Genomic DNA, 21,687 nt, shown 5'->3' with positions numbered 1-21,687 from the left:
TGGATTACCAGGCAATCCAAGCCCAGGCTTAGAGCTGAAGTTTCATTCCCTGGTGGCTCATCCTGAAGCCCAGCCGCTGATAGAAGCGGTGTGCAGCCGTTCGCCGTTTATCCGTCGTCAGCTGCACCAAAGAACATCCACGACGTCTAGACTCGGCGATAGCCCACTCCACCATTTGGGTACCGATACCGCTGCCACGTAAGGAATCTGCCACCCGAACAGCTTCGAGCTGAGCGCGCAGCGAGCCCCGGCGGGCTAAGCCGGGGATAAAGGAAAGCTGGAAGGTGGCTACCACCTCCCCGTGCTGCTCCCCCACCACCAGGAGCTGAGCGGGATCCCCGTCGATGGCTTCGAAGGCGGCTAGATACGGCGCCAGATCGCCGCCCTCCCGGCTGACTCCTAGCTGATCGGCTATCAGAATCTGAACGATCCTCGGCACATCGGCGGCGGTCGCCCGCCGGAAGGACACCCCCGAAGGGGTGGTGAACAAAGCAGTTGTGAATAACTCAGCCATTCTCTCCCTCTCGATAACGACGCACGGCCAGCCGCAGCGCTCGCTCGGCATCGAGCTCCGGGGCAGCTTTGAGTAACTCTAATAAGCGCTCCCCGAGTTCTTCTTCGCTCAGGGGCGTATCACTAACCGGCTCACCCCGACCGTTCGAGGCCTCAATCGCACCGCGACGCAAGGTCTTCTGCGCCAGGGCAAGGGCCGGTAACCCCGCGGGGATACCTTCGAACCGGCCGCGAGCAGGCTTTTCCTCCGCCTTGACTCGATGCCAGCTGTCGACAATTTCCGCCACCGTGGCGGGGAAGGAGTCCTGCAGTGAACCATCGGCACGGAAGACATGCGGATTCCTCCGCACCATCTTCTCGGTCAAACCACGGGCTACCTCGGGAAAGCCGAAGTCCCCAGCCTCCTCGGCAAGCCTGGCATGCAGCACCACCTGGAGCAACACGTCACCCAACTCGCCTTGCAGTTCGGCGGCGGGGTGAGCGTCCTCGATAGCCTCGACCAGCTCATAGCTCTCTTCGATGAGGTACTGCACCAGGGATTCATGTGTCAGCGCACCCATCCACGGGCAGTGTTCCCGCAATTGAGCAATAACCTCAATAAGCCGGTCTACTTCGACTGACACCCTGAAAGACCCGTCCGCTCAGCGCAACCCCGCGTAAGCCTCAGTGATCTGCTCAACAAGAGATTCACGCTGTTCCAGCGGCAGGAAGGCTGCCTCCGCGGCATTGAGAGTGAGTTCGAGCAGATCGTCCAGGTCATACTCAAAAGTCTCCACCAGGAGTTCGAATTCACTACTCAGGGTGACCGCGCTCATCAGCCGGTTATCGGTATTCACCGTCACTCGGAAGCCCGTCTGGTAAAGCAAATCAATCGGGTGCTGCTCCACGCTTTCACCCCAGGCCGCGATGGCACCGGTCTGCAGGTTTGATGAAGGGCACACCTCTAAGGCAATGCCCCGGTCGCGAACCCAGGCGGCTAGCGGCCCCAAGGTGACCATGCCCAGATCGGCCTCGTTGGCTTCATCGGTGCTGAATTCCACCGAAATGTCCTCGGCAATCCGCACCCCGTGGCCAAGCCGCAGCGCACGCCCATCGACGAGAGCCGACTGGATGCTCTCCAAGCCTGCCGCCTCCCCCGCGTGCACCGTGGTGGGGAAATTCTGCTCTGCCAGGTACCGGAAGGCCTCGGCAAATCGGGAAGGCAAGAAGCCATCTTCCGCGCCGGCGATATCAAACCCGACCGCGCCCTTATCTCGATGCCGCACCGCCAGCTCGGCGATCTCTTGACCCCGATCGGCATGCCGCATCGCGGTGATCAGCTGACCTACCTGGATTCGACCGCCACTCGCCTCAATGGCTTCCTCAATGCCGGCCTGCACGGCTTCAACAGCTTCGTCCAGGCTCAGTCCCTTAGTCAGATGCTGCTCCGGTGCCCAGCGAATCTCGCCGTACACCACGCCGTCGGACACTAGATCCTCAACAAACTCGCGGGCTACCCGCTGGAGGCCCTCTCGATTCTGCATAACCGCAATAGTGTGATCGAAAGTCTCCAAATAGCGCACCAAGGAGCCGGAATCGGCGGATTCCCGGAACCATTCACCCAGCGCCACCGGATCGGTGGAGGGCAGCGTGTGGTCAATCTCCGCAGCCAGTTCGATAATGGTTGCCGGACGCAGGCCACCGTCCAGGTGATCGTGCAAGGAGACCTTGGGCAGGCTACGGAAGTCGAAGGGAACGGTGGGGGAAGTCTGAGCAGCTGTAGTCACTCTTAAACCTTACTTTAGGCCTGCGGCTCGCCGCGTACGGCGACTTTCGGTGCTTCATCCTGGACATCGGGGAGCTCTGCAGCGGCCGCCATCGAGTTTTCCGAGGAAGCCGAGGAAGATGAGGAAGATTCGGAACGCTTAGCCAGCCACTGGTGGAACAGCTTCACCAAGTGATCCACTAGGAAGCCAATAATGATCGCAAAGACAATGGCAATACCCACACCCAACAGGTGATTGTTCTTGATCCAGTGCCCCGCAAAGGTGCCAATGGCTACCCCATAGGCGGACCAGGTAATACTGGCGATGGCGTCCAGCCAAACGAACTTGCGCCAGGGGTATCTGGTGGCTCCGGCCGTAAAGTTCACTGCCACTCGACCCACCGGGATATACCGAGCGGTCAGCACCAGCACGGCGCCGCGCTTGTCCAGTTCCATCCTGGCCCAGTCGAAGGCTTTAGCCACCCTGGGCCTGCGCATCCAACGGAATCGGGAGGTCCCGATTTTGCTGCCGATCCAATAGGCCATGTTGTCACCCAGAATGGCCCCAAAAGCACCACCGGCCATCAGCAGCCAGATATTCGGCTCACCGGTGTGCAAGGCGATCGAAGCCAGTGCGACAATTGCCGTCTCGCTCGGCAGGAAAAGGAAGAAGCCATCGATAAAGCAGAACAAGGTCACTATGGGCACAACCCACCACTGACCGGCCGAATGCGCGATCAGCTCATTCAGGCTGCCAAAGAATGCGATCAGGTTCACGGAGGAAAGGCTCCTTTGAGGGTGAAAGGACCTATCAATCGTCCTAAGTCAATCGTCCCATGCTGCAGAGCCCCGCGCTATCGCTCCTAAGGGTGAATCTATGTGCTTTTCGGCTCACCCCTGGGTATGAGATTTCAGGCGATCCGGTCAATGATCAGCTGATGGTCCGGGCGCGAGCCCTCTGGCGCAATCACCACGGCCTCTGCCAAGGCTTCTTTGGCTCGCTCAAAACGGTCCGGAGTGTCCGTCAGCAGGGTCATCAGCGGCTCCCCGGCACGCACGACGGCGCCCGGCTTAGCATGCATCCGAACTCCAGCCCCAGCCTGCACCTGGTCTTCCTTACGGGCACGCCCGGCGCCTAAGCGCCAGGCGGCAACGCCCACGCTCAGCGCATCCAGGCCTACCAGCACCCCGTCGGCGGGCGCGTAGATGGTCTCGGATTCCTTGGCAACCGGCAAGGTCGCTCGGGGGTCCCCGCCCTGCGCCTCAATCATCCGGTTCCAGGCGTCCATTGCGCGCCCGTCCTTGAGTGCGGCAGCCGGATCGGCACCGTGTACCCCGGCCGCTTCCAGCATTTCCTCGGCCAGCCGCACGGTCAGTTCCACCACGTCCTCCGGTCCACCACCGGCAAGTACCTCAACGGATTCCTCAACCTCGATGGCGTTCCCTGCGGTCAGGCCGAGCGGGGTACTCATATCGGTGAGCAGTGCCACCGTCTTCACCCCAGCATCGGTGCCCAGGGCGACCATGGTCTCGGCCAGTTCCCGAGCCTGAGTAACGTCTTTCATAAATGCGCCGGAACCCACCTTGACATCGAGCACCAACGAGCCGGTGCCTTCCGCGATCTTCTTGCTCATAATGGAAGAAGCGATCAACGGGATGGCTTCCACCGTGCCGGTCACATCGCGGAGCGCATAGAGCCGCTTATCTGCCGGAGCTAGGCCGGAACCGGCTGCGCAGATTACCGCACCGACGTCCTGTAATTGGCGCATCATCTCGTCATTGCTCAGTGCTGCGCGCCAGCCGGGAATCGCCTCTAGTTTGTCCAGGGTGCCTCCGGTGTGGCCTAGCCCACGGCCGGAGAGCTGTGGAACCGCCACCCCGAAAACGGCGACCAGCGGGGCCAACGGCAAGGTAATCTTGTCTCCCACACCGCCGGTCGAATGCTTATCCGCGGTCGGCTTGCTGCCGCTCGAATTGACCGGGCCACCGGCCACCGGTCGCAGCGCGGAAAAGTCCATCCGCTCCCCCGAGGCGATCATCGCGGCCGTCCATTGCGCGATCTCTGCACGGTTCATGCCATTGAGCAGAATAGCCATATTGAGCGCGGACATCTGTTCCTCGGCAATCACCCCGCGGGTATATGCGTCGATGGTCCAGGCAATCTGCTCGGCAGAAAGCACGCCGTGATCACGCTTGGTGCGGATAATATCTACGGCGTCGAACGATTCAGCCATGGTTATGACTCCTCAAGATCTAAGTTTTCGGGTCCAAAGGCATCCGGCAAGACCTGATCCATGGTCTTGATCCCGGAGACCGTCATCAGTTGCATGCCGGGGGCACGGTGTTCATAAAGCAATTGTCGGCAGCGACCGCAGGGCATCAGCACATTGCCTTCGCCGTCCACGCAGTAGAAGGCTGCCAGCCTACCGCCGCCGCTCATCTGCAGCGCACCCACCAAGGTGCATTCCGCGCAGAGAGTCAGACCGTAGGAGGCGTTCTCCACATTGCAGCCGGTGACCAGCCGCCCATCCTCGGTGAACGCCGCGGCTCCCACCGGGAAGCGGGAGTAAGGGGCGTAGGCATGGCTCATGGCTTCTTTGGCCGCCTCCGCCAGCGCCGCCCAATCCACCTCAGCCGCATCCAACTTGGCTCCACCCACTTCAGGCCGGGAGTCGCCGTCGTGTCGAGCCATCTCAGCCCTTGACATAGGGCTCGCCAGAAGCCGCGGGTGGTCTGGAACGTCCCACCAATCCGGCCACCGCGATGATGGTCAAAACATAGGGCAGCATCGCCATAAACTGTCCAGGAACCGGCGATCCGATAATTGTGATAATCGATTGCAAATTATCCGCGAAGCCGAATAACAAGGCTGCCAGGAAGGCGCCAATCGGATTCCAACGACCGAAGATGAGTGCAGCCAGGGCAATATAGCCCTTACCGGCGGACATGTCCTTGCTAAAGGCATCGGCCGAGACCAGGGCGAAGAACGAGCCACCAATACCCGCCACCGCACCGCCCAGCAAGACGTTCCAGAACCGGGTGCGGTTGACGTTAATTCCCACGGTATCCGCGGCCTGCGGATGCTCACCAACGGCCCGCACGCGCAGGCCCCACTTGGTGTAGTAGAGGCCGAGATAGACCACGATCACCGCGATATACATCAGGTAGCCGATGAGCGACTGCCGGAACAGGATCGGGCCGATGATCGGGATTTCCGAAAGGAAGGGAATGGTGATCGGATCCAGCCTGGGCGGCTGGTTGAACTGCTCCGGGTTAGCGGTGAGCACGGTGGAGAACAGGAAGCTGGTCAAACCCGAGACCAGAACGTTGAGCACCACGCCAACAATGATCTGATTCACCAGGTACTTGATGCTCACTACGGCAAGCACCAAGGACACCAGGGCCCCCGCAACGGCGGCAGCCAACAGTCCAATAAAGACATTGCCGGTAATCGTACCGACCACGGCCGCGCTGAAGGCACCGAGCAGCAGTTGGCCTTCGATCGCGATATTCACTACACCCACGCGCTCACTGAGCACGCCGGAAAGCGAACCAAAGACCAGCGGTACTGCCAAGGTGACGGCTCCGGCGATCAGTCCGAGCAAGGAAATCGAGGGCAAGTCATCGCGGCCACCGGCCACAATCCAGACCAGGAAACCAAAGACGAAGAGGAGCGCGAAAACGCCACCCAGCCAGCCCGGAAGCTTCCGCTTCTGCGTGGTTAGCCACACGGCATAGGCCGCGAGTAAGCAGAGCAAGATCGCCACCACCCAGCCAAAGGGGGCTGCCGGCACGCTAATCACCTCCACCTTGGTGACGCCCAGCAGGGCAAGCACCGCAACCACGACGGCGGTCACTAAAGTTACCGGTAACCAGCGAGCTTGCGCTTTGCCACGACCAGCCCACCAGCGGAATCCGAGCCAAGCCACCGCCGCTACCGCGACAACCAGGGTGACCCAGGCGACGACGCCGGCGGTGCCAGCATCCTGAACATCGGTGATTCGGAAACCGGCCGTTTTGTTATTGGCCAGGAAGCCAAAGAGAACCAGACCTAACAACGCCAGCAGGCTCAAGCCGACGCCAGCTTTCCAGCTCACCAGTTCAACTTTTACCGGATTGCGATGTGCACCGTCGGAGGCGCTTTTTGGAGTTTGAGTCACGGTGCTCATACGGTTGCTCCGCCCGTCAGAGAAGTTTCGGCTGAGGCCGGTTTAGCCTTGGTCTTTTTCTTGCGCTTGTTCAGGCCGAAGATGGCCCGCACGAGCGGCGGGGCTGCGATAAACAGGACGATCAAGGACTGAATGACCAGCACAATATCGATAGGGGTTCCGGTTTCCGATTGCATCACCACGCCACCGGCCCTGAAGGCTCCGAAGAGCAGGCCCGCGAAGAAGGTACCCCAGGGGGTAGAGCGACCGAGCAAAGCCACGGTGATCGCATCGAAGCCAATGGAGGCAGAAACTCCGCCGGAAAGGTATTTCTCCGTTCCGGATACCTGCATAACGCCCGCCAGCCCCGCCAGGGCACCCGCAATCGCCATCACCACGATGGTGCTGCGCGCCACGTTGATACCCGCAGTCTTAGAGGCGTGGGGGTTAGCGCCGACGGCCCGGAATTCGAAGCCCAGTGTGGATCGGTTCAAAAGCCACCAAACCAGCACGGTAGCTAGCACGGCCAGTAGGAACCCCGCGTGCAGACGGAACTGTGAACCCAGTAGCAAGGGGAACTGGGCGGTGTCATCCAGGAAAGGTGAGATCGGGTTGCTGGAGCCCGGCCGCTGAAACGCCGGCAGGGTCAGCAGATAAGCCAGCAAGAAATTGGCTACGTAGTTGAGCATGATGGTCACAATGACCTCGTGAGCGCCGGTTCGCGCCTTCAGGAGGCCAACCACGCCACCCCAGATTGCCCCACCCAAGAGCCCAGCAAGGATCACCAGAATCAGATGCAGCCCCCAGGGCAAGTGCCAGGCGAAACCGATATAGGCGCCGAAGAACGCACCAATAATGATCTGGCCCTGGGCACCGATGTTGAACAGCCCTGCCCGGAAGGCGAGCGCCACGCCCAGCCCGGCACAGATCAGCGGCGTGGCCACCGTGAGGGTTTCGGTAATCGGGTAGAACTTAGCCGCAGCATCAACACCTTCCCAGTTGAAGATGCTGCCCTGGATCAAGGCTCCGAAGGGCCTGAGCACCTCGGCGATTAGATCCCCCGGTTTGGCGAAGAAGTATCCCGCGGTCTCAGCCACCTTGGGATTGGTGATGGCCATCAGGATGCCGCCAATAACGATGGAAAGCACAATGGCCAGCACCGAAACCATGGCATTGCCGGTAAAGATTTGCCGCAAGAGCGAATCTTGCTGTTCGGCAGGTTTTGCCGGAACCACCTTGGCTGGCGGTTCGGTTGAGGTCTGGGGTTCAGACATGGCTGCCTCCATTAGCCGAAGGGTCAATCGAGTGCTGTTCGGTGAGCTGTTTCTCGGCGTCCTCCACGGAGAGCCCGGCCATCATTAAGCCGAGCACATCCCGAGAGGTATCCGGCGGCACAATGGAAACGAGTTTGCCCTGGTAGAGCACCGCAATCCGGTCCGCCAGCTCGACGACCTCATCGAGCTCGGTGGAAACAATCATTACCGGGGTACCGTGGTCACGCTCGGCGATCACCCGTTTGTGTACGAATTCAATAGAGCCGACATCCAGGCCACGCGTTGGCTGGGAGGCGATAAAAAGGCTAAGCGGCCGTGAGAGCTCTCTGGCCAACACCACCTTCTGCTGGTTGCCACCGGAGAGCGAGCTTGCCGGAGTGCTGATCGACGGCGTCCGCACGTCAAACTCTTCGACCTTGGCTTGCGCTTGTTTCGCGATGACGCCCGGTTTCATCGCGATTCCGCTCGCAAAAGGAGCCTTGTCGTAAAGATCCAAGACCATGTTTTCGGCGATACTGAAGCTGCCCACCAAGCCATCGACATTGCGGTCTTCCGGGACAAAACCGACTCCGGAGCCGAGTACGTCCTTAACGCTCTTGCCGAGCAGTTCCTGGCCATCCAGCTTGATCGATCCGCTGGTGTGCGCCTGCACGCCCAGGATCGCCTCGGTCAACTCGGTCTGGCCGTTACCTTGCACCCCGGCGACCGCGAGCACCTCACCCTTGGCGATGTCGAAGGACAAATCGTCCACCACATGCTGGCCGTTCTGATCGATCACGGTCAGATTGCGCACCTGGAAAGTCACTTCACCCGGCTGCGCAGGAGCCTTATTCAGGCTCAGGCTCACGGCGTGACCGACCATGGCAGAGGCAAGTTCGGTAGGGCTGGCGCTGGGCTCTGCCGAGCCGACAACCTTCCCTCGACGAATGATGGTGATGGTGTCCGAAATCGCCTTGACCTCGCGCAGCTTATGCGAGATGAAAACAATCGACTTCCCATCTTTTTTGAGCTGCCTGATGATCTCCAGCAACTCATCCGTCTCCTGCGGGGTGAGTACCGCCGTCGGCTCATCCAAAATCAGGATTTCGGCGTCCCGGACCAGCGCCTTAATGATTTCCACTCGTTGCTGGACCCCAACCGGCAGGTCCTCGACCATTGCATCGGGATCTACATCGAAGCCGTATTGCTCAGAAATCTGCCGGATCTTCTTCCGGGTGGCTTCCAGATCCAGCATTCCTGCTGCTTTGGTGGTCTCATTGCCGAGCGCCACGTTCTCTGCAACGGTGAAGACCGGAATCAGCATGAAGTGCTGGTGCACCATGCCAATACCGGCCGCCATCGCATCCCCGGGGTTCTTGAAGACGACTTCTTTGTCATCGACTAAAATCTCCCCCTCGGTGGGGTCGTAGAGTCCGTAGAGCACGTTCATCAGGGTGGACTTGCCAGCACCGTTCTCACCCAAAAGGCAATGAACTTGTCCGGCCTCCACCACCAGGTCTATGTGGTCATTGGCGACTAGGGAACCAAATTTCTTGGTGATTCCCCTGAGTTCGAGTTTCACTTTTTACCTTCCAACGCCGAAAACGCGCTGCCCTTCGGCCCGGCTGATGCCGTGCACCAAAGGGCAGCGCGCCCATCGAGTTCAGCTATTATTTCGGGCTGGCCTTGGATTCGACCTTGATAGCACCGGAGACGATATCCGTTTTGATCTTATCCAATTCGGTCTTCAACTCGGCCGGTACGGCGGAATCTAGATCGTGGAACGGGGCCAGGCCCACGCCACCATTTTCCAGGGTTCCAACGTACGGGGTGGAGTCGAACTTGCCTGCGGCATCGTCCTTGATAACGGCCTCAACCGAGGTGGACAGTCCCTTGGTGACCGAGGTCAGCAGCACCGACTTGTAATCAGGGGCGGAGACGTAGCCATCGGTGTCAACCCAAATCAGCTTGGCGTCCTTGCCAGCAGCCTTCGCGGCCACAATAGCGGCACCTGCACCGGCACCGACCGGACCAGCAACCGGCATCACGATATCCGCGCCCTGATCCAGGAAGCCCTGGGTGAGCACCTTACCCTTGTCGACCTGCTTGAAGTCACCCACGAAGGTGCCGTCCTGCTTGTCTTTGTCCCAGCCGAGCAGTTGGACAGACTTGCTCTTCTGGGTGTTGTAGTACTTCACACCATCGGCAAAGCCATCCATGAAGATGGTCACGGTAGGAATATTGGCGCCGCCGAAGGTCGCTACCTTGCCGGTCTTGGTGGTGCCTGCGGCCAGGTATCCGGCCATGAAGGCTGCCTGAGCCGTATCGTAAACAATTGATTTCACGTTCTTAGGGAACGTGGGGTCACTGTAATCGACAATGGCGAAGTGGCTGTTCGGGTTCGCGGTGGCGATCGACTTCGTTGAGTCTCCCAGCAGGAAGCCGACCGTGACCGTCAGCTTGCAGCCTTGCTGAACCATGGAGCGCAGGTTCGGATCGTAATCGGTGTCAGCCTTCGACTGCACCGACTTCTGCTGGATGCCCAGGTCCTTTTCGGCGGCTAGCAGGCCGTCGTGGCTGGACTGGTTGAACGATTTATCGTCGAACCCGCCCGAATCAGAGACCATGCACGCCAAGAAGTCGCTCTTGGCTGAGCCTGAGTCCGATGAACTGCTGCTCGGTGCGGCCCCACAGCCAGTAAGCAACAGTGCAGTTGCGCTCAAAGTCACGGCGCCAAGGGTGGCTCCGCGTAGTGCGACGCGTTGCAGTGAGTTTTTCAATGTTCCTCCAGAAAGTCCCGCCAGATACGAGCAACACGATGAGTATTCAATGAGTGGCCGTTCCCCCTGGCGCGCTGCGTCAAGAGCATCTCTGTTTTCACTGAGGTCCCGTGGTGCTGCGCTACACGCTCTTCCTGAGAAAAGCCTTAGCGCAATGATCACCTTATCCTAGTGTGACGGTGCCCACTGAAGGCAAGCTCTCACCTCCAGCAGCGGGCATCGTTGGGAATTCGTTACCAACGATGCCCGGAATGCTCACCAGTTCTGGGCCAGCGCCTCAAGAGTGTTGATGCGGTCCTGGAGGTCGTAGGTGTAACCGGTGATCATTAATTCGTCTGCACCGGTCTGTTCTACTAGCGAACGCAATTGAGCCACCACAGTTTCTGCCGTGCCAACGGCCTTGATCGCTGGAAGTCGATCCATGGCGGCCAGCTCGGCCTCGCTGAAGCCCCGTTCGGCGGCTTGTTCCGGGGTGACAATCGGGCCGAGCATGCCGCTGCGCAGGGCGAGCGCCTGTACCCGGCTCGGTCCGGCCAGGAATTCGGCTCGCTCGGCGGTCTCGGCGATCAGCGCGGAGGTTGCGATCATCACATGTGGCTTGTCCAGCGCGGCCGAGGGTTGGAAGGAACGGCGGTAAAGTTCGACGGCGGCCAGGGCGTCGGGCGCAAAGTGGTGAGCGTAGCTGTAGCGCAAGCCCAGCATTCCTGCCATCTGGGCACTGTAGCCCGAGGAACCGAGCAGCCAGACCTCCGGATAGGAGCTGGCGTTTGGGGTGGCCGAAAGCGGTTGGCGAGTTCCTAGAGCTTCAATGAGTTCGGGCCGCACATCGCCAAGCATTGCCATGGTCTCCATCACGTGCAGTGGGAAGTCCTCGATACTCATGGCATCGGTATGCCGCCGTAAGGCTTGAGCGGTTAGGCCATCGGTGCCCGGCGCTCGACCGATCCCCAAATCAATCCGGCCCGGATGCAGCGCCTCCAACAGCGCAAACTGCTCGGCCACCACCAAAGGCGCGTGATTGGGCAGCATCACTCCCCCGGAACCGAGCTTGATCCGCTCGGTGTGTGCGCCGAGATGAGCGAGTAGCACGGGCGGGTTGGTGGAGGCCACGGCGGGCATATTGTGGTGCTCCGCTACCCAGAACCGCGCATAGCCGAGCCGATCCGCGGCCTGGGCGAGCGCCGTCGAGCTTTGCAGCGCTTGGCCAGAACTTCGCCCCACCCCCACACTGGCCAGGTCTAGAACGGACAGTGGAACTGAGTTGTCGTGGGGGTGAGGCGAAGTGTCAGTCAAGGGAAATGACCATCTTTCCGGTATTGGCGCCGCCGAGCATATCGATGAAGGCCTGCGCGGTGTTCTCGATACCGTGCACAACCGTTTCCTCGGAGTGAATCTTCCCGGCTGCCAGCAGCGGGGCCAGGAACTGCGCATATTCATCCGCGTACTGCGCGTAGGAGCCCACAATGAAGCCCTTGATGCTCAGCTGTTTGCCAATGGCAAGAGCCAGGTTGCGTGGCCCGCTCGGCGCATTGCCGGAGGCGGGGTCCAGGTTGTACTGACTAATCGCTCCGCACAGCGCCACTCGACCGAAGGGATTCAGCGCCGAGATGGCCGCTTCCAGATGCTCACCACCAACATTGTCGAAGTAAACATCGATACCGGGCTCATCGCCCAGGGCAGCCTTGAGCTGATCCTTCACCGGGCCGTCGTGGTAATTGAAAGCCGCATCGAAGCCCAGGTTCAGCAACTTGGCGACCTTCTCCGGGGATCCCGCACTGCCAATCACCCGGGAAGCCCCCAATTGCTTAGCGATCTGGCCCACCAGGGAGCCGACCGCGCCAGCCGCGCCGGAGACGAAGACGACGTCCCCGGCCTTGAACTCCGCAACCTTGAGCAGACCAGCATAGGCGGTCAGCCCGGTCATTCCGAGCGCGCCCAGATAAGCTGTGGCCGGGGCCAGCGAAAGGTCCACTTTTTTCGCCGCCTGAGCCGGGAGCACAGCGTGCTCGCGCCAGCCCAAGCCGTGAACGACGACGTCACCCGGCTCGGTGCCCGCAGCCCGGCTCGCCAGCACCTCACCCACGGCGCCACCTTCGAGCGGCTGATCGAGCTGGAAAGGCGGCACATACGATTTCACATCGTTCATCCGGCCGCGCATATAAGGATCCACCGAGACGGCGAGGTTCTTGACCAGAATTTCACCTTCGTTCAGGGTGGGCAGCTCGGCCTCGGCGAACCTGAAGTTCTCGGCCACCGGCCATCCTTCTGGACGCGAGGCTAGTTCGAATTGCCGGGTGCTGGTGGGCAAGCTCATGCGGCAGCCTCTACCACGGTCAGCTCGACCTCGATATTGCCGCGAGTGGCATTGGAGTAGGGGCAGACCTGGTGCGCGGCCTCGACTAAAGCCTGAGCGGTGGCTGCATCAACTTTGGGCAAGGAAACCTCAAGGTGTACACCCAATCCGTAGCCACCCTGGCCGTTGGCACCAAAGTCCACCTTGGCGCGGACGCTTGAATCGCTCACATCTGCCTTCTGACGGCGGGCCACCACCCGCAGCGCGGAGTGGAAACAAGCGCCATAGCCGGCCGCGAAGAGCTGCTCCGGGTTGGTACCCTCGCCGTTACCGCCGAGTTCTACCGGGCTAGCGAGCTTTACCTCGAGCTTGCCGTCCGAGGTACGGGCTTGCCCGTCCCGTCCTTCTCCGGTGGCCAATGCTTCTGCGGTGTAGAGGACTTTCATGATGCTCCTATTTGATAGTGATTCAGAGTTGAGGTGTTCAGAGATTGTCGCGAAGTGAATTATTGAGCTTCGCGAGGATTTGGCAGAGTTGCTCCGCTTCCTCGGCCGTGATTCCGGCTTTCGCAGCCAGCTCCTGCTGAACGGAAGTGACTCGCTGATGGAGCGCTACGCCGTCGTCGGTCAGTTCCACTTGAACCCGACGCTCATCTTCGGCCGCCCGGTGACGCCTGATGAGACCAGCCGTTTCCATCCGTTTGAGCAGTGGTGAGAGCGTGCCAGAGTCCAGCTGCAAGGCCTCGCCAAGTTCGTTGACGCTTGCCTGATCTTGCTCCCAGAGCAACAGCAGGACCAGGTATTGCGGGTAGGTCAGGCCGAGTGAGTCTAATAGCGGCCGATAGGCGGCGGTAAAAGACCGAGAGGTCGAATACAGCGCGAAGCAGGTTTGCTTCTTGAGCGCTTGGCGTTCCGTCATGATTTGATCGTAGTCCACAATTAAATTGTGCACAACTTAATTGTGAAACCTCGATGAGGCAAAACCTCGCTCAGAGGAGGAAGCCGCCTAGTGCTGCTCGCCGATAGTGCGTAATGCTGCCGCCGCGAGCACCCTGATGCCATTGGCCAGCGCGTCTTCATTGAGCACATAATCGCCGCGATGTAGATCGTAGACCTCACCGCCAGGGGTGTGCGTCCCCAACCGCATCATGGCACCCGGAATATCCTGCAAGAACCAGGCGAAGTCCTCACCGCCCATCGACTGCGGCGTCAGCACCACAGCGTCCTCCCCCAACTCGGCGCGGGCTGAAGCCTCAATAATCGCCGTCTCGTGCTCGGAGTTGACCACCGGCGGAACGCCGCGGATGTGTTCCAAATGCACGTCCACGCCGTAGGGGGCCGCAACCTGCTGCACCACTTCGTCGAGCAGCTCACCCGCGGAATGCCAGGCATCCCGATCCAAGCAGCGCATGGTGCCAGCCATGAAACCATTTGCCGGGATCGCGTTCGGCGCAGCTCCGGCCTGGATCTGTCCCCAAACCACTGAGACTCCGCTGCGCACATCTATCCGGCGGGACAGTACGGCAGGCACATTAATAGCAATCTCGGCAAGCGCGAAAACTAGATCTTCTGTCAGATGCGGCCGAGAGGTATGCCCGCCGCGGCCGGTCAGCTCGATCTTAATGGTGTCCGAGGCGGAGGTGATGGCTCCGATTCGGGTACCCACCTTTCCGACGTCGATCCGTGGGTCACAGTGCAAGGCCATGATCCGCGGCACTCCGACCAGAACATCTTGCGCAATGCAGTCCAGCGCACCGCCCGGCTGAGTCTCCTCGGCAGGCTGGAAAATGATTCGTATCGTGGCACCCAGCGGCCTATCCCGATGGATTTCGGAGAGCACCAAGGCAATGCCGAGCATCGTGGTGGTGTGCACATCGTGTCCGCAGGCGTGCGTCACTCCGTGATTAGTGGAGGCGAAAGGTAAGCCAGTTTCCTCGATCACCGGCAACGCGTCGATGTCGCCGCGCAGCGCGGTCGCAATCGGGCCTTCCCCGATATCCACCACCACGCCGGTGCCCTTGAGCCTGCGCGGCTCCAAGCCCGCGGCGCTGAGCCGCTCGGAGATCTTATCGGTGGTTCGGTGTTCCTGCCGGGAGAGCTCGGGGTGTGCGTGCAAATCCCGTCGGAATTCGAGTAGTTCGCCGAGCAGCGGTTCCAGCCAGGGGCCGATCAACTCGGTCGATTCAGTTTCCGGAGAGTAATTGCGCACAACGAAACTCTAGCGACTGGCTGCCACTTCCTCGATACCGCTGCGTAACAGGGCGTTCATCTAAGCCCCACCCAAGGCGCGAGTTCGCTTCCGCTTCTCGGATTCGCGGGGTTTTACGGGCGAATTGGTGACTAGGACGCGAACTCGCGCTCAAGAAAAGCTAGAGTACGTCCATATCGCCATTGGCCTTGAGTGCATCGACCGCGGCCTTGACTCGCTGGGCGTGCGCCGTCGTTGTTACCAGAAGCGCGTCGGGAGTGTCCACGATCACCACGTCGTCAATGCCAATCAGCGCGATCACTCGCTTGGTATCGGTCACCACCACACCCGAGGCATCCTCGGTGAAGACCCGGGCACCATCGCCAAGAACCGTCACATCATCCACTTCATTGGCACTGTTGAGCCTGCCAATGGCAGCGAAATCGCCAACGTCGTCCCAGCTGAAAGCCGCCGGAATCACTGCCACATCGCCCGCCGCGGCGGCCGGCTCGGCAACAGCGTAATCAATGGCGATCTTCGGCAACGTGGGCCAGACCCGCGCGGTCACTTCATCTCTTTCGGCGGTGTCCCAAGCATCGGCGATCTCGGTGAGGCCAGCATGCAATTCGGGTTCATTCGCAGCCAGATGTTGCAGCAGCAGTGCCACCGGGGCAACGAACATCCCGGCGTTCCAGCTGTAGTCACCGCTCTTGAGATACTTCTCCGCGGTTGCCTGATCCGGTTTCTCGACGAACTCGACGACGGCGTGAGCGTTCGGTGCGCCGGCGACTTCCAGAGGTGCGCCGGTCCGGATATACCCAAAACCGGTGGAGGCGTGTGTGGGCGTGATCCCGATGGTCACGATCTTCCCGGTAGCGGCCGTGAGGATCGCCTCGTGCACCGCGGACTGGAAAACCGAGTCGGGACTGATCACATGGTCGGCAGCAAAAGACCCCATAATGATCTCCGGGTCGCGTCGGTAAAGGATCGCGGCAGCCAAACCAATGGCCGCGGCCGAATCCTTGGGCTCGCTCTCCAAAACCAGTTCAGAATCAGGCACCTCGGGCAACTGCCGGCAGACCGCTTCGCGATGAGCGACGCCGGTCACCACCATCATGCGGTCACTCGCCAAGGGTGTCAGCCGGTCATAGGTGGCTCGGAGTAAGGTGCTGCCGGAGCCGGTCAGGTCATGCAAAAACTTGGGGGCTGCGGCGCGGGAAAGCGGCCAAAGCCGGGTACCAACCCCGCCAGCCGGAATCACTGCATGGAAATGGTCTAGCGCCGTCTGCTGCTCGTCGCTCAAATCGTTGGAAGTCATTGCGGACTACTTTAGCCTGTTTGCCTCATGAACCCCGGCATTTCCCAAGGTTGAATCGAGTGGCCATTACCGCCGTCCTACTTCCTGACTTGGCTCTCCGGCAGCCCTGGGGCCGAGAATTAGCGCCTTGTGACCTGCTGCACAGAGAAAGGGAAGCCTAAGTTGAGTAAGCTGTGAGCGAAGCCTAGATTTGGCTTAGGCGAGCAGCACCTTGCACAAATGTTGCTGTGCATTACCAGGAGGTTTATTCAGTGCCGACGAAACCAGCTGGCACCCTATACCGCGGCCATGAAGGCATGTGGTCCTGGGTGGGGCATCGAGTCACCGGTGTGGTGATTTTCTTCTTCTTATTGGTCCATGTTCTGGACACCTCCTTGGTACGCGTTTCACCGGAGGCTTACAACGCCGTAATCGGCACCTACAAGAATCCGCTGATGGGACTGGGCGAGGCTGCACTTGTTGCCGCAATCGTCTTCCATGCCTTCAACGGCCTACGGATTATCTTGGTGGACTTCTGGAAGAAGGGCCCCAAGTACCAGCGTCAGTTGCTTTGGGGTGTGCTCGGCCTGTGGGTCGTCACCATGGTCCCCTTCCTGATCCGACAATTGAGCATTGTGCTCCCGCCACTGTGGGGAGGCCACTAATATGACCGCCATCGAAGCTCCCCGTAGCGGGAAAGCGAGCAAATCGCAGGTCAAATACAGCCGGAACAAGGGTTCAGGCTCTAAGTTCGAGATGTTTGCCTGGCTCTTCATGCGGCTCTCCGGCGTAGTTCTGGTAGTGCTCATCTTTGGCCACCTCTTCGTCAACCTAATGGTCGGCGAGGGCGTTCATGCCATCGACTTCGGCTTCGTGGCTGGTAAGTGGTCCAGCCCGTTCTGGCAGATCTGGGATCTACTCATGCTCTGGCTCGCCATGCTGCATGGCACCAACGGCGTGCGCACCATCATCAATGACTACGCGGAACGCAACGGCACCCGAATCACCCTGAAGACCGTGCTGTACATCGCCACCGTGGTCATTATCACGCTGGGCACCCTGGTGATCTTCACCTTCGATCCCTGCGCGGTCGGAGCGGACGGCGTGCCGCTGCAGGGCAGCTTCTGCCCCGCCCCCTAATTTTCTCTCAGATTTTCTTTTTGCCTCTCAAGGAGTGGTTGCATGCAGGTTCATAAGTACGATGTGGTGATTGTCGGAGCCGGCGGTGCCGGTATGCGCGCTGCCATCGAATCCGGTCAACGCGCTCGAACCGCTGTGCTGACCAAGCTCTACCCCACCCGCTCGCACACCGGTGCAGCCCAGGGCGGTATGTGCGCGGCATTGGCTAACGTCGAAGAAGACAACTGGGAATGGCACACCTTCGATACCGTCAAGGGCGGTGACTACCTGGTTGATCAGGATGCCGCCGAGGTGATGGCGAAAGAAGCTATCGACGCGGTACTGGATCTGGAGAAGATGGGGCTGCCCTTCAACCGGACCCCAGAAGGCCGGATTGACCAGCGCCGCTTCGGTGGTCACACCCGTGATCACGGTAAGGCTCCCGTGCGTCGCGCCTGCTACGCCGCTGACCGTACCGGGCACATGATTCTGCAGACGCTCTACCAAAACTGCGTCAAGCATCAGGTTGAGTTCTACAACGAGTACTACGTGTTGGACCTGCTCACGGTGGAGGACGCCGATGGTCAGAAGCGGGTGGCTGGTGTGGTTTCCTATGACCTGGCTTCCGGTGAATTGCATGTCTTCCAGGCCAAATCCGTGGTCTTCGCTTCGGGCGGCGCTGGCAAGGTTTTCAAGACCACCTCGAACGCACACACCCTGACCGGTGATGGCATGGCCATCGCCTTCCGTCGCGGCATCCCCTTGGAAGATATGGAGTTCTTCCAGTTCCATCCGACCGGCTTGGCTGGTCTGGGCATTCTGCTTTCCGAAGCCGCCCGCGGCGAGGGCGCGATTCTGCGTAACTCGGAGGGTGAGCGCTTTATGGAGCGCTACGCTCCCACCATTAAGGATCTGGCACCGCGCGATATCGTGGCTCGCTCGATGGCCAATGAAGTCCGCGAAGGCCGTGGTTGCGGCCCGAACAAGGACTACGTGCTGTTGGATCTGACCCACTTGGAGCCGGCGCATATCGACGCAAAACTGCCCGATATCACCGAGTTCGCCCGTACCTACCTCGGTGTGGAGCCCTATACCGAGCCGGTACCGGTATTCCCCACCGCGCACTACGCGATGGGCGGCATCCCGACCAATATCACCGCCGAGGTCCTCCAGGACAATGACACCGTGATCCCGGGCCTCTACGCCGCCGGTGAGGTCGCCTGCGTTTCGGTTCATGGCTCCAACCGGCTGGGCACCAACTCCCTGCTGGATATCAATGTCTTCGGCAAGCGGGCCGGTATCGCCGCCGCTGAATATGCCAAGACCGCTGACTTCGTTGAGCTTCCCGAAGATCCCGAGGCTTATACGCTGTCGCTGCTCGATCACATCCGCACTTCCGACGGCGGCGAGAAAGTGGCTGCGATCCGCAAGGAACTGCAGGACACCATGGATGCGAACATGCAGGTGTTCCGCTCCGCGGAGACCCTGGATAAGGCGCTGGCCGATATTGCGGCGCTGGAAGAACGTTACTCACGGATCACGGTTCAGGACAAGGGCAAGCGCTTCAACCTGGACCTACTTGAGGCCATCGAGCTGGGCTTCCTGCTGGAGCTGGCCAAGGTAATGACCGTCGCCGCGCTGCACCGTCAGGAATCCCGTGGCGGTCACTTCCGTGAGGACTTCCCGGACCGTGACGACGAGAAATTCATGAAGCATTCAATGGCTTATTTGGATGACAAGGCCGAATCCGAGCACATCGCCGGGATCCGTTTGGACACTAAACCGGTGGTATTCACCCGCTATGAGCCGATGGTGAGGAAGTACTGATGACAAGCACAATCGAGACCGCCGAGACCGCTCCGGAGCCGGCGTCTAAGGTCACCTTGCCCGCAAGCGTTGGCGGTGGCGGGGAGATTCCGACCTTCGACATCACTCTGCGGGTGCGTCGCTACAACCCCGAGGCCGGCGGCCCCGATGGGGAAGAAGCGCACTGGGACGAGTGGAAACTCACCATGTACGGCACCGACCGGGTGCTAGATGCCCTGCATAAGGTCAAATGGGAGCACGACGGCACGCTGTCCTTCCGCCGTTCCTGCGCCCACGGTGTCTGCGGTTCGGATGCGATGCGGATCAACGGCCGCAACCGCTTGGCTTGCAAGACCCTGCTGAAGGATCTCGACACCAAGAAGCCGATCACGGTTGAGCCGATTAAGGGCCTGCCGGTGGAAAAAGACTTGATCGTGGATATGGAGCCCTTCTTCCAGTCCTACCGCGAGATCATGCCCTTCCTGATCAATAAGGGCCACGAGCCCACCAAGGAGCGCTTGCAGTCCGCCGAAGAGCGTGAGCGCTTTGACGACACCACCAAGTGCATCCTGTGTGCGGCCTGCACCTCAAGCTGCCCGGTGTTCTGGACCGATGGACAGTACTTCGGCCCGGCCGCAATCGTGAACGCGCACCGCTTCATCTTCGATTCTCGCGATGATGCCGGGGATATGCGCCTGGAGATCCTCAATGACAAGGAAGGCGTCTGGCGCTGCCGGACCACCTTCAACTGCTCGGAAGCTTGCCCCCGCGGCATTCAGGTCACCAAGGCCATCTCCGAGGTCAAACAAGCCATCCTCAGCCGCCAAATCTAATCCACCCCTCCCTCTTCTTTACCCAGTTGTCCCACTGCATGTGACTGGTGTGACGGATGTGAACCTTTCGGGTTCACTTCTGCCTCATCCGCAACATTCAGTGGGACAACTGGGTTAAGGGAGCGGGTAAGAGGGGGTTATGCACGACGGCGTTGAGTTGGCTTTTGGTCCTCGACCCGTACCGCTCCCCAACCGGCCGCAATCAGATACACCTGGGACAGTAAGTAGAACCAAACAAAGAGGCCGAGGATCACCGAGAACGGCGCGAGTAGAGGATTCCTGGCGACATTCGCCAGCAGAAAACCGGAGAGACAGCGGAGCAACGTCGATCCCACGGCGGCGATCAGGGCGGTCTGCCAGAGCGTTGCCCGGGGCATCTCCACTTGGGAAGCCACCCGAAAAAGGACAATCGCCACCACAAAGTCGAGCAGTAGAGCCACCACCGTGGACAGCAACCAGCCAGCCGCCGCAAAGGAGTCCAAGCCAATCAAGCCCAACAACCCCTGCAACACGGTGGCGGCCCCCAGCCCGATCGCCGAGGTCAGCAGCAGCGCGACCCCCAGACCGATCAGCGTCGCGGCATCCTTGAGGATCCGCAGCACCGGGTTGGCCTGGGCCGCTTCAAGGCCGAATACGCCACGAATCCCCTCTCGCAGCCCCGAGATCCACCCCAGAGAAGTAAAAAGCAGGGTCAGCAGCGAAACGATCAGGGTAATGCCGAAACCGCCGCCGCTACCGAATAGATCGTCCGGTTTCGCCAAGCCGCCTTGTCCGGTGTCGATAAGTCCGGGAGTGGATTTGGCCACCGTTTGCACCACAAAGTCCTGTAAATCCTTGTTGTCCGCCGCCACCAGGCCGAAAATCGAGAACCCCGCAACCAGCATGGCCGCGACCGAGAAGAACATATTGTAGGCGGAGCCCGCTGCCATCAGGGGACCGTGCCGCAGCGAATAGAGCTGTAGCGCCCGCACCGGGCGGAGCAGGTTGGCCTTTGCCTGAAGCAGACCGATACGGGTGAGCAAAACCGGGAAGAAACCCTTGGCTTCCCGTCTGGCTTTGCCTAGCTTGACCGTGGCAAGAAGCAGTCGGCGTTCTAATTCGATCCGGTCCTGTGGAGCCGGAGCGGCCGTATCGGCAGCTTGGGCTTGCCTAGCCTTCTTCTTCCGTACCGCCACCAAAGCGTAGCTCCTCCTGTAGCTGCCAGACGCCGTCGTCGTCGTGCTCATAGAGTCCCATACTTCGGACTGGGAAGCTGGCTTGATAATCGCTTAGGCGCTCGGCAGCCTCGTCCAGCCCAAGTTCTGAAACGTCGTGCGCCACCGTGACGTGCGGGTGGAACGGGAAGGACAGCTCCCGCTCCAGTACGCCGCGTTGCAGGCGCTCATGCAGTTCTACGCAGTCCTCGAAGCCTTCAACCACTTTCAGATACACCACGGGCGAAATGGGCCGAAATTCACCGGTTCCTTGCAAGGTCACCTGGAATTCTCGCTGATCAGCGGCCACCGCCCGGACATGTTCCAATACTGCGGGCCAGTCTTCAGTGGGGGTGCTGGTCACCAAGGTGATATGGGCTGGCACGACGTCAGCCAAGGGATCCCCGAAGGAGGCTCGCCAACGCCTCAGCTCAGAGGCATAGGGTTCCGGTAGCGCGAGCACCACACCGACAGAGCTGATGCTCCTGCCGGTTGCCGCGCTCCCCCTGGTCTCGGTCATC

General features: G+C 60.4%; 22 protein-coding genes. 4 read left to right on the top strand and 18 right to left on the bottom strand.

Going from position 1 to position 21,687, the window contains the following annotated elements; translation table 11 throughout:
* Positions 1 to 28 precede the first annotated feature (28 nt).
* The 16 genes from FHU41_RS13520 to FHU41_RS13445 form a co-directional block, all read right to left on the bottom strand.
* Positions 29 to 514, bottom strand: a complete 486-nt coding sequence (locus FHU41_RS13520) for a GNAT family N-acetyltransferase (protein ID WP_179390141.1) — start codon at positions 512 to 514, stop codon at positions 29 to 31.
* The gene (locus FHU41_RS13515) at positions 507 to 1,073 is read right to left on the bottom strand and encodes a MazG nucleotide pyrophosphohydrolase domain-containing protein (RefSeq protein ID WP_179390468.1); all 567 of its coding nucleotides are present in this window, start codon (positions 1,071 to 1,073) and stop codon (positions 507 to 509) included. The genes FHU41_RS13520 and FHU41_RS13515 overlap by 8 nt, the downstream gene beginning before the upstream one ends.
* Before the next feature lie 81 nt (positions 1,074 to 1,154).
* A complete protein-coding gene (locus FHU41_RS13510; RefSeq protein ID WP_179390140.1) occupies positions 1,155 to 2,279 on the bottom strand; it encodes an adenosine deaminase in 1,125 nt (374 codons plus the stop codon).
* A 14-nt stretch (positions 2,280 to 2,293) separates the two neighbouring features.
* The gene (locus FHU41_RS13505; protein ID WP_179390139.1) at positions 2,294 to 3,034 is read right to left on the bottom strand and encodes a VTT domain-containing protein; all 741 of its coding nucleotides are present in this window, start codon (positions 3,032 to 3,034) and stop codon (positions 2,294 to 2,296) included.
* Positions 3,035 to 3,168: 134 nt separating this feature from the next.
* A complete protein-coding gene (locus tag FHU41_RS13500) occupies positions 3,169 to 4,491 on the bottom strand; it encodes a thymidine phosphorylase (protein WP_179390138.1) in 1,323 nt (440 codons plus the stop codon).
* Positions 4,492 to 4,493: 2 nt separating this feature from the next.
* Entirely contained in the window at positions 4,494 to 4,949 is a 456-nt protein-coding gene (locus FHU41_RS13495) for a cytidine deaminase (RefSeq protein WP_179390467.1), read from the bottom strand.
* 1 nt (position 4,950) lies between these two features.
* Positions 4,951 to 6,426, bottom strand: coding sequence for an ABC transporter permease (locus tag FHU41_RS13490; protein WP_179390137.1), 1,476 nt, complete (start codon positions 6,424 to 6,426; stop codon positions 4,951 to 4,953).
* Complete coding sequence (locus FHU41_RS13485) at positions 6,423 to 7,679, bottom strand: ABC transporter permease (protein WP_179390136.1); 1,257 nt, start codon at positions 7,677 to 7,679, stop codon at positions 6,423 to 6,425. The genes FHU41_RS13490 and FHU41_RS13485 overlap by 4 nt, the downstream gene beginning before the upstream one ends.
* Positions 7,672 to 9,240, bottom strand: coding sequence for an ATP-binding cassette domain-containing protein (locus FHU41_RS13480; RefSeq protein WP_179390135.1), 1,569 nt, complete (start codon positions 9,238 to 9,240; stop codon positions 7,672 to 7,674). Before FHU41_RS13480 ends, FHU41_RS13485 begins: the two co-directional genes overlap by 8 nt.
* Before the next feature lie 88 nt (positions 9,241 to 9,328).
* Complete coding sequence (locus tag FHU41_RS13475; protein ID WP_179390134.1) at positions 9,329 to 10,438, bottom strand: BMP family lipoprotein; 1,110 nt, start codon at positions 10,436 to 10,438, stop codon at positions 9,329 to 9,331.
* A gap of 255 nt (positions 10,439 to 10,693) precedes the next feature.
* Positions 10,694 to 11,731 (bottom strand): LLM class flavin-dependent oxidoreductase, encoded by a 1,038-nt coding sequence (locus FHU41_RS13470; protein WP_179390133.1) that lies wholly within the window; start codon positions 11,729 to 11,731, stop codon positions 10,694 to 10,696.
* Entirely contained in the window at positions 11,724 to 12,752 is a 1,029-nt protein-coding gene (locus FHU41_RS13465) for an NADP-dependent oxidoreductase (RefSeq protein ID WP_179390132.1), read from the bottom strand. The genes FHU41_RS13470 and FHU41_RS13465 overlap by 8 nt, the downstream gene beginning before the upstream one ends.
* Entirely contained in the window at positions 12,749 to 13,177 is a 429-nt protein-coding gene (locus tag FHU41_RS13460; protein WP_179390131.1) for an organic hydroperoxide resistance protein, read from the bottom strand. The genes FHU41_RS13465 and FHU41_RS13460 overlap by 4 nt, the downstream gene beginning before the upstream one ends.
* A gap of 37 nt (positions 13,178 to 13,214) precedes the next feature.
* Positions 13,215 to 13,649, bottom strand: coding sequence for a MarR family winged helix-turn-helix transcriptional regulator (locus FHU41_RS13455; RefSeq protein WP_179390130.1), 435 nt, complete (start codon positions 13,647 to 13,649; stop codon positions 13,215 to 13,217).
* A gap of 87 nt (positions 13,650 to 13,736) precedes the next feature.
* A complete protein-coding gene (locus FHU41_RS13450) occupies positions 13,737 to 14,939 on the bottom strand; it encodes an amidohydrolase (protein ID WP_179390129.1) in 1,203 nt (400 codons plus the stop codon).
* A 160-nt stretch (positions 14,940 to 15,099) separates the two neighbouring features.
* A complete protein-coding gene (locus tag FHU41_RS13445; RefSeq protein WP_179390128.1) occupies positions 15,100 to 16,236 on the bottom strand; it encodes a mannose-1-phosphate guanylyltransferase in 1,137 nt (378 codons plus the stop codon).
* A 251-nt stretch (positions 16,237 to 16,487) separates the two neighbouring features.
* Here FHU41_RS13445 and sdhC point away from each other — a divergent pair, with 251 nt between their 5' ends.
* Genes sdhC through FHU41_RS13425 form a run of 4 tightly spaced genes read left to right on the top strand, consistent with a single transcriptional unit; the run spans position 16,488 to position 19,973 of the window.
* Positions 16,488 to 16,880 carry a succinate dehydrogenase, cytochrome b556 subunit gene (gene sdhC, locus FHU41_RS13440; protein ID WP_179390127.1) on the top strand — a complete coding sequence of 131 codons (393 nt, stop codon included), beginning with the start codon at positions 16,488 to 16,490 and terminating at the stop codon, positions 16,878 to 16,880.
* Position 16,881: 1 nt separating this feature from the next.
* Positions 16,882 to 17,355, top strand: a complete 474-nt coding sequence (locus FHU41_RS13435) for a succinate dehydrogenase hydrophobic membrane anchor subunit (RefSeq protein ID WP_179390126.1) — start codon at positions 16,882 to 16,884, stop codon at positions 17,353 to 17,355.
* Positions 17,356 to 17,397: 42 nt separating this feature from the next.
* Entirely contained in the window at positions 17,398 to 19,161 is a 1,764-nt protein-coding gene (gene sdhA, locus FHU41_RS13430) for a succinate dehydrogenase flavoprotein subunit (protein ID WP_179390125.1), read from the top strand.
* Entirely contained in the window at positions 19,161 to 19,973 is an 813-nt protein-coding gene (locus FHU41_RS13425; protein ID WP_179390124.1) for a succinate dehydrogenase iron-sulfur subunit, read from the top strand. Before sdhA ends, FHU41_RS13425 begins: the two co-directional genes overlap by 1 nt.
* A gap of 137 nt (positions 19,974 to 20,110) precedes the next feature.
* On the opposite strand, the gene FHU41_RS13420 is transcribed toward FHU41_RS13425, so the two are convergent.
* Together FHU41_RS13420 and FHU41_RS13415 are read right to left on the bottom strand one after the other, a co-directional pair.
* Entirely contained in the window at positions 20,111 to 21,199 is a 1,089-nt protein-coding gene (locus FHU41_RS13420; protein ID WP_179390123.1) for a YihY/virulence factor BrkB family protein, read from the bottom strand.
* Positions 21,123 to 21,686, bottom strand: coding sequence for a 2'-5' RNA ligase family protein (locus FHU41_RS13415; RefSeq protein WP_179390122.1), 564 nt, complete (start codon positions 21,684 to 21,686; stop codon positions 21,123 to 21,125). The genes FHU41_RS13420 and FHU41_RS13415 overlap by 77 nt, the downstream gene beginning before the upstream one ends.
* Position 21,687 lies beyond the last annotated feature (1 nt).

Source organism: Psychromicrobium silvestre (assembly GCF_013408295.1).
Lineage (GTDB): Bacteria > Actinomycetota > Actinomycetes > Actinomycetales > Micrococcaceae > Renibacterium > Renibacterium silvestre.
This window is presented reverse-complemented; position numbering and strand designations above follow the sequence as displayed.

Coding starts and splice junctions, on each gene's coding strand:
- FHU41_RS13520 (WP_179390141.1), bottom strand. CDS start 514: ATGGCTGAGTTATTCACAACTGCTTTGTTCACCACCCCTTCGGGGGTG.
- FHU41_RS13515 (WP_179390468.1), bottom strand. CDS start 1,073: ATGGGTGCGCTGACACATGAATCCCTGGTGCAGTACCTCATCGAAGAG.
- FHU41_RS13500 (WP_179390138.1), bottom strand. CDS start 4,491: ATGGCTGAATCGTTCGACGCCGTAGATATTATCCGCACCAAGCGTGAT.
- FHU41_RS13495 (WP_179390467.1), bottom strand. CDS start 4,949: ATGGCTCGACACGACGGCGACTCCCGGCCTGAAGTGGGTGGAGCCAAG.
- FHU41_RS13490 (WP_179390137.1), bottom strand. CDS start 6,426: ATGAGCACCGTGACTCAAACTCCAAAAAGCGCCTCCGACGGTGCACAT.
- FHU41_RS13485 (WP_179390136.1), bottom strand. CDS start 7,679: ATGTCTGAACCCCAGACCTCAACCGAACCGCCAGCCAAGGTGGTTCCG.
- FHU41_RS13465 (WP_179390132.1), bottom strand. CDS start 12,752: ATGAGCTTGCCCACCAGCACCCGGCAATTCGAACTAGCCTCGCGTCCA.
- FHU41_RS13460 (WP_179390131.1), bottom strand. CDS start 13,177: ATGAAAGTCCTCTACACCGCAGAAGCATTGGCCACCGGAGAAGGACGG.
- FHU41_RS13455 (WP_179390130.1), bottom strand. CDS start 13,649: ATGACGGAACGCCAAGCGCTCAAGAAGCAAACCTGCTTCGCGCTGTAT.
- FHU41_RS13445 (WP_179390128.1), bottom strand. CDS start 16,236: ATGACTTCCAACGATTTGAGCGACGAGCAGCAGACGGCGCTAGACCAT.
- FHU41_RS13435 (WP_179390126.1), top strand. CDS start 16,882: ATGACCGCCATCGAAGCTCCCCGTAGCGGGAAAGCGAGCAAATCGCAG.
- sdhA (WP_179390125.1), top strand. CDS start 17,398: ATGCAGGTTCATAAGTACGATGTGGTGATTGTCGGAGCCGGCGGTGCC.
- FHU41_RS13425 (WP_179390124.1), top strand. CDS start 19,161: ATGACAAGCACAATCGAGACCGCCGAGACCGCTCCGGAGCCGGCGTCT.
- FHU41_RS13420 (WP_179390123.1), bottom strand. CDS start 21,199: ATGAGCACGACGACGACGGCGTCTGGCAGCTACAGGAGGAGCTACGCT.
- FHU41_RS13415 (WP_179390122.1), bottom strand. CDS start 21,686: ATGACCGAGACCAGGGGGAGCGCGGCAACCGGCAGGAGCATCAGCTCT.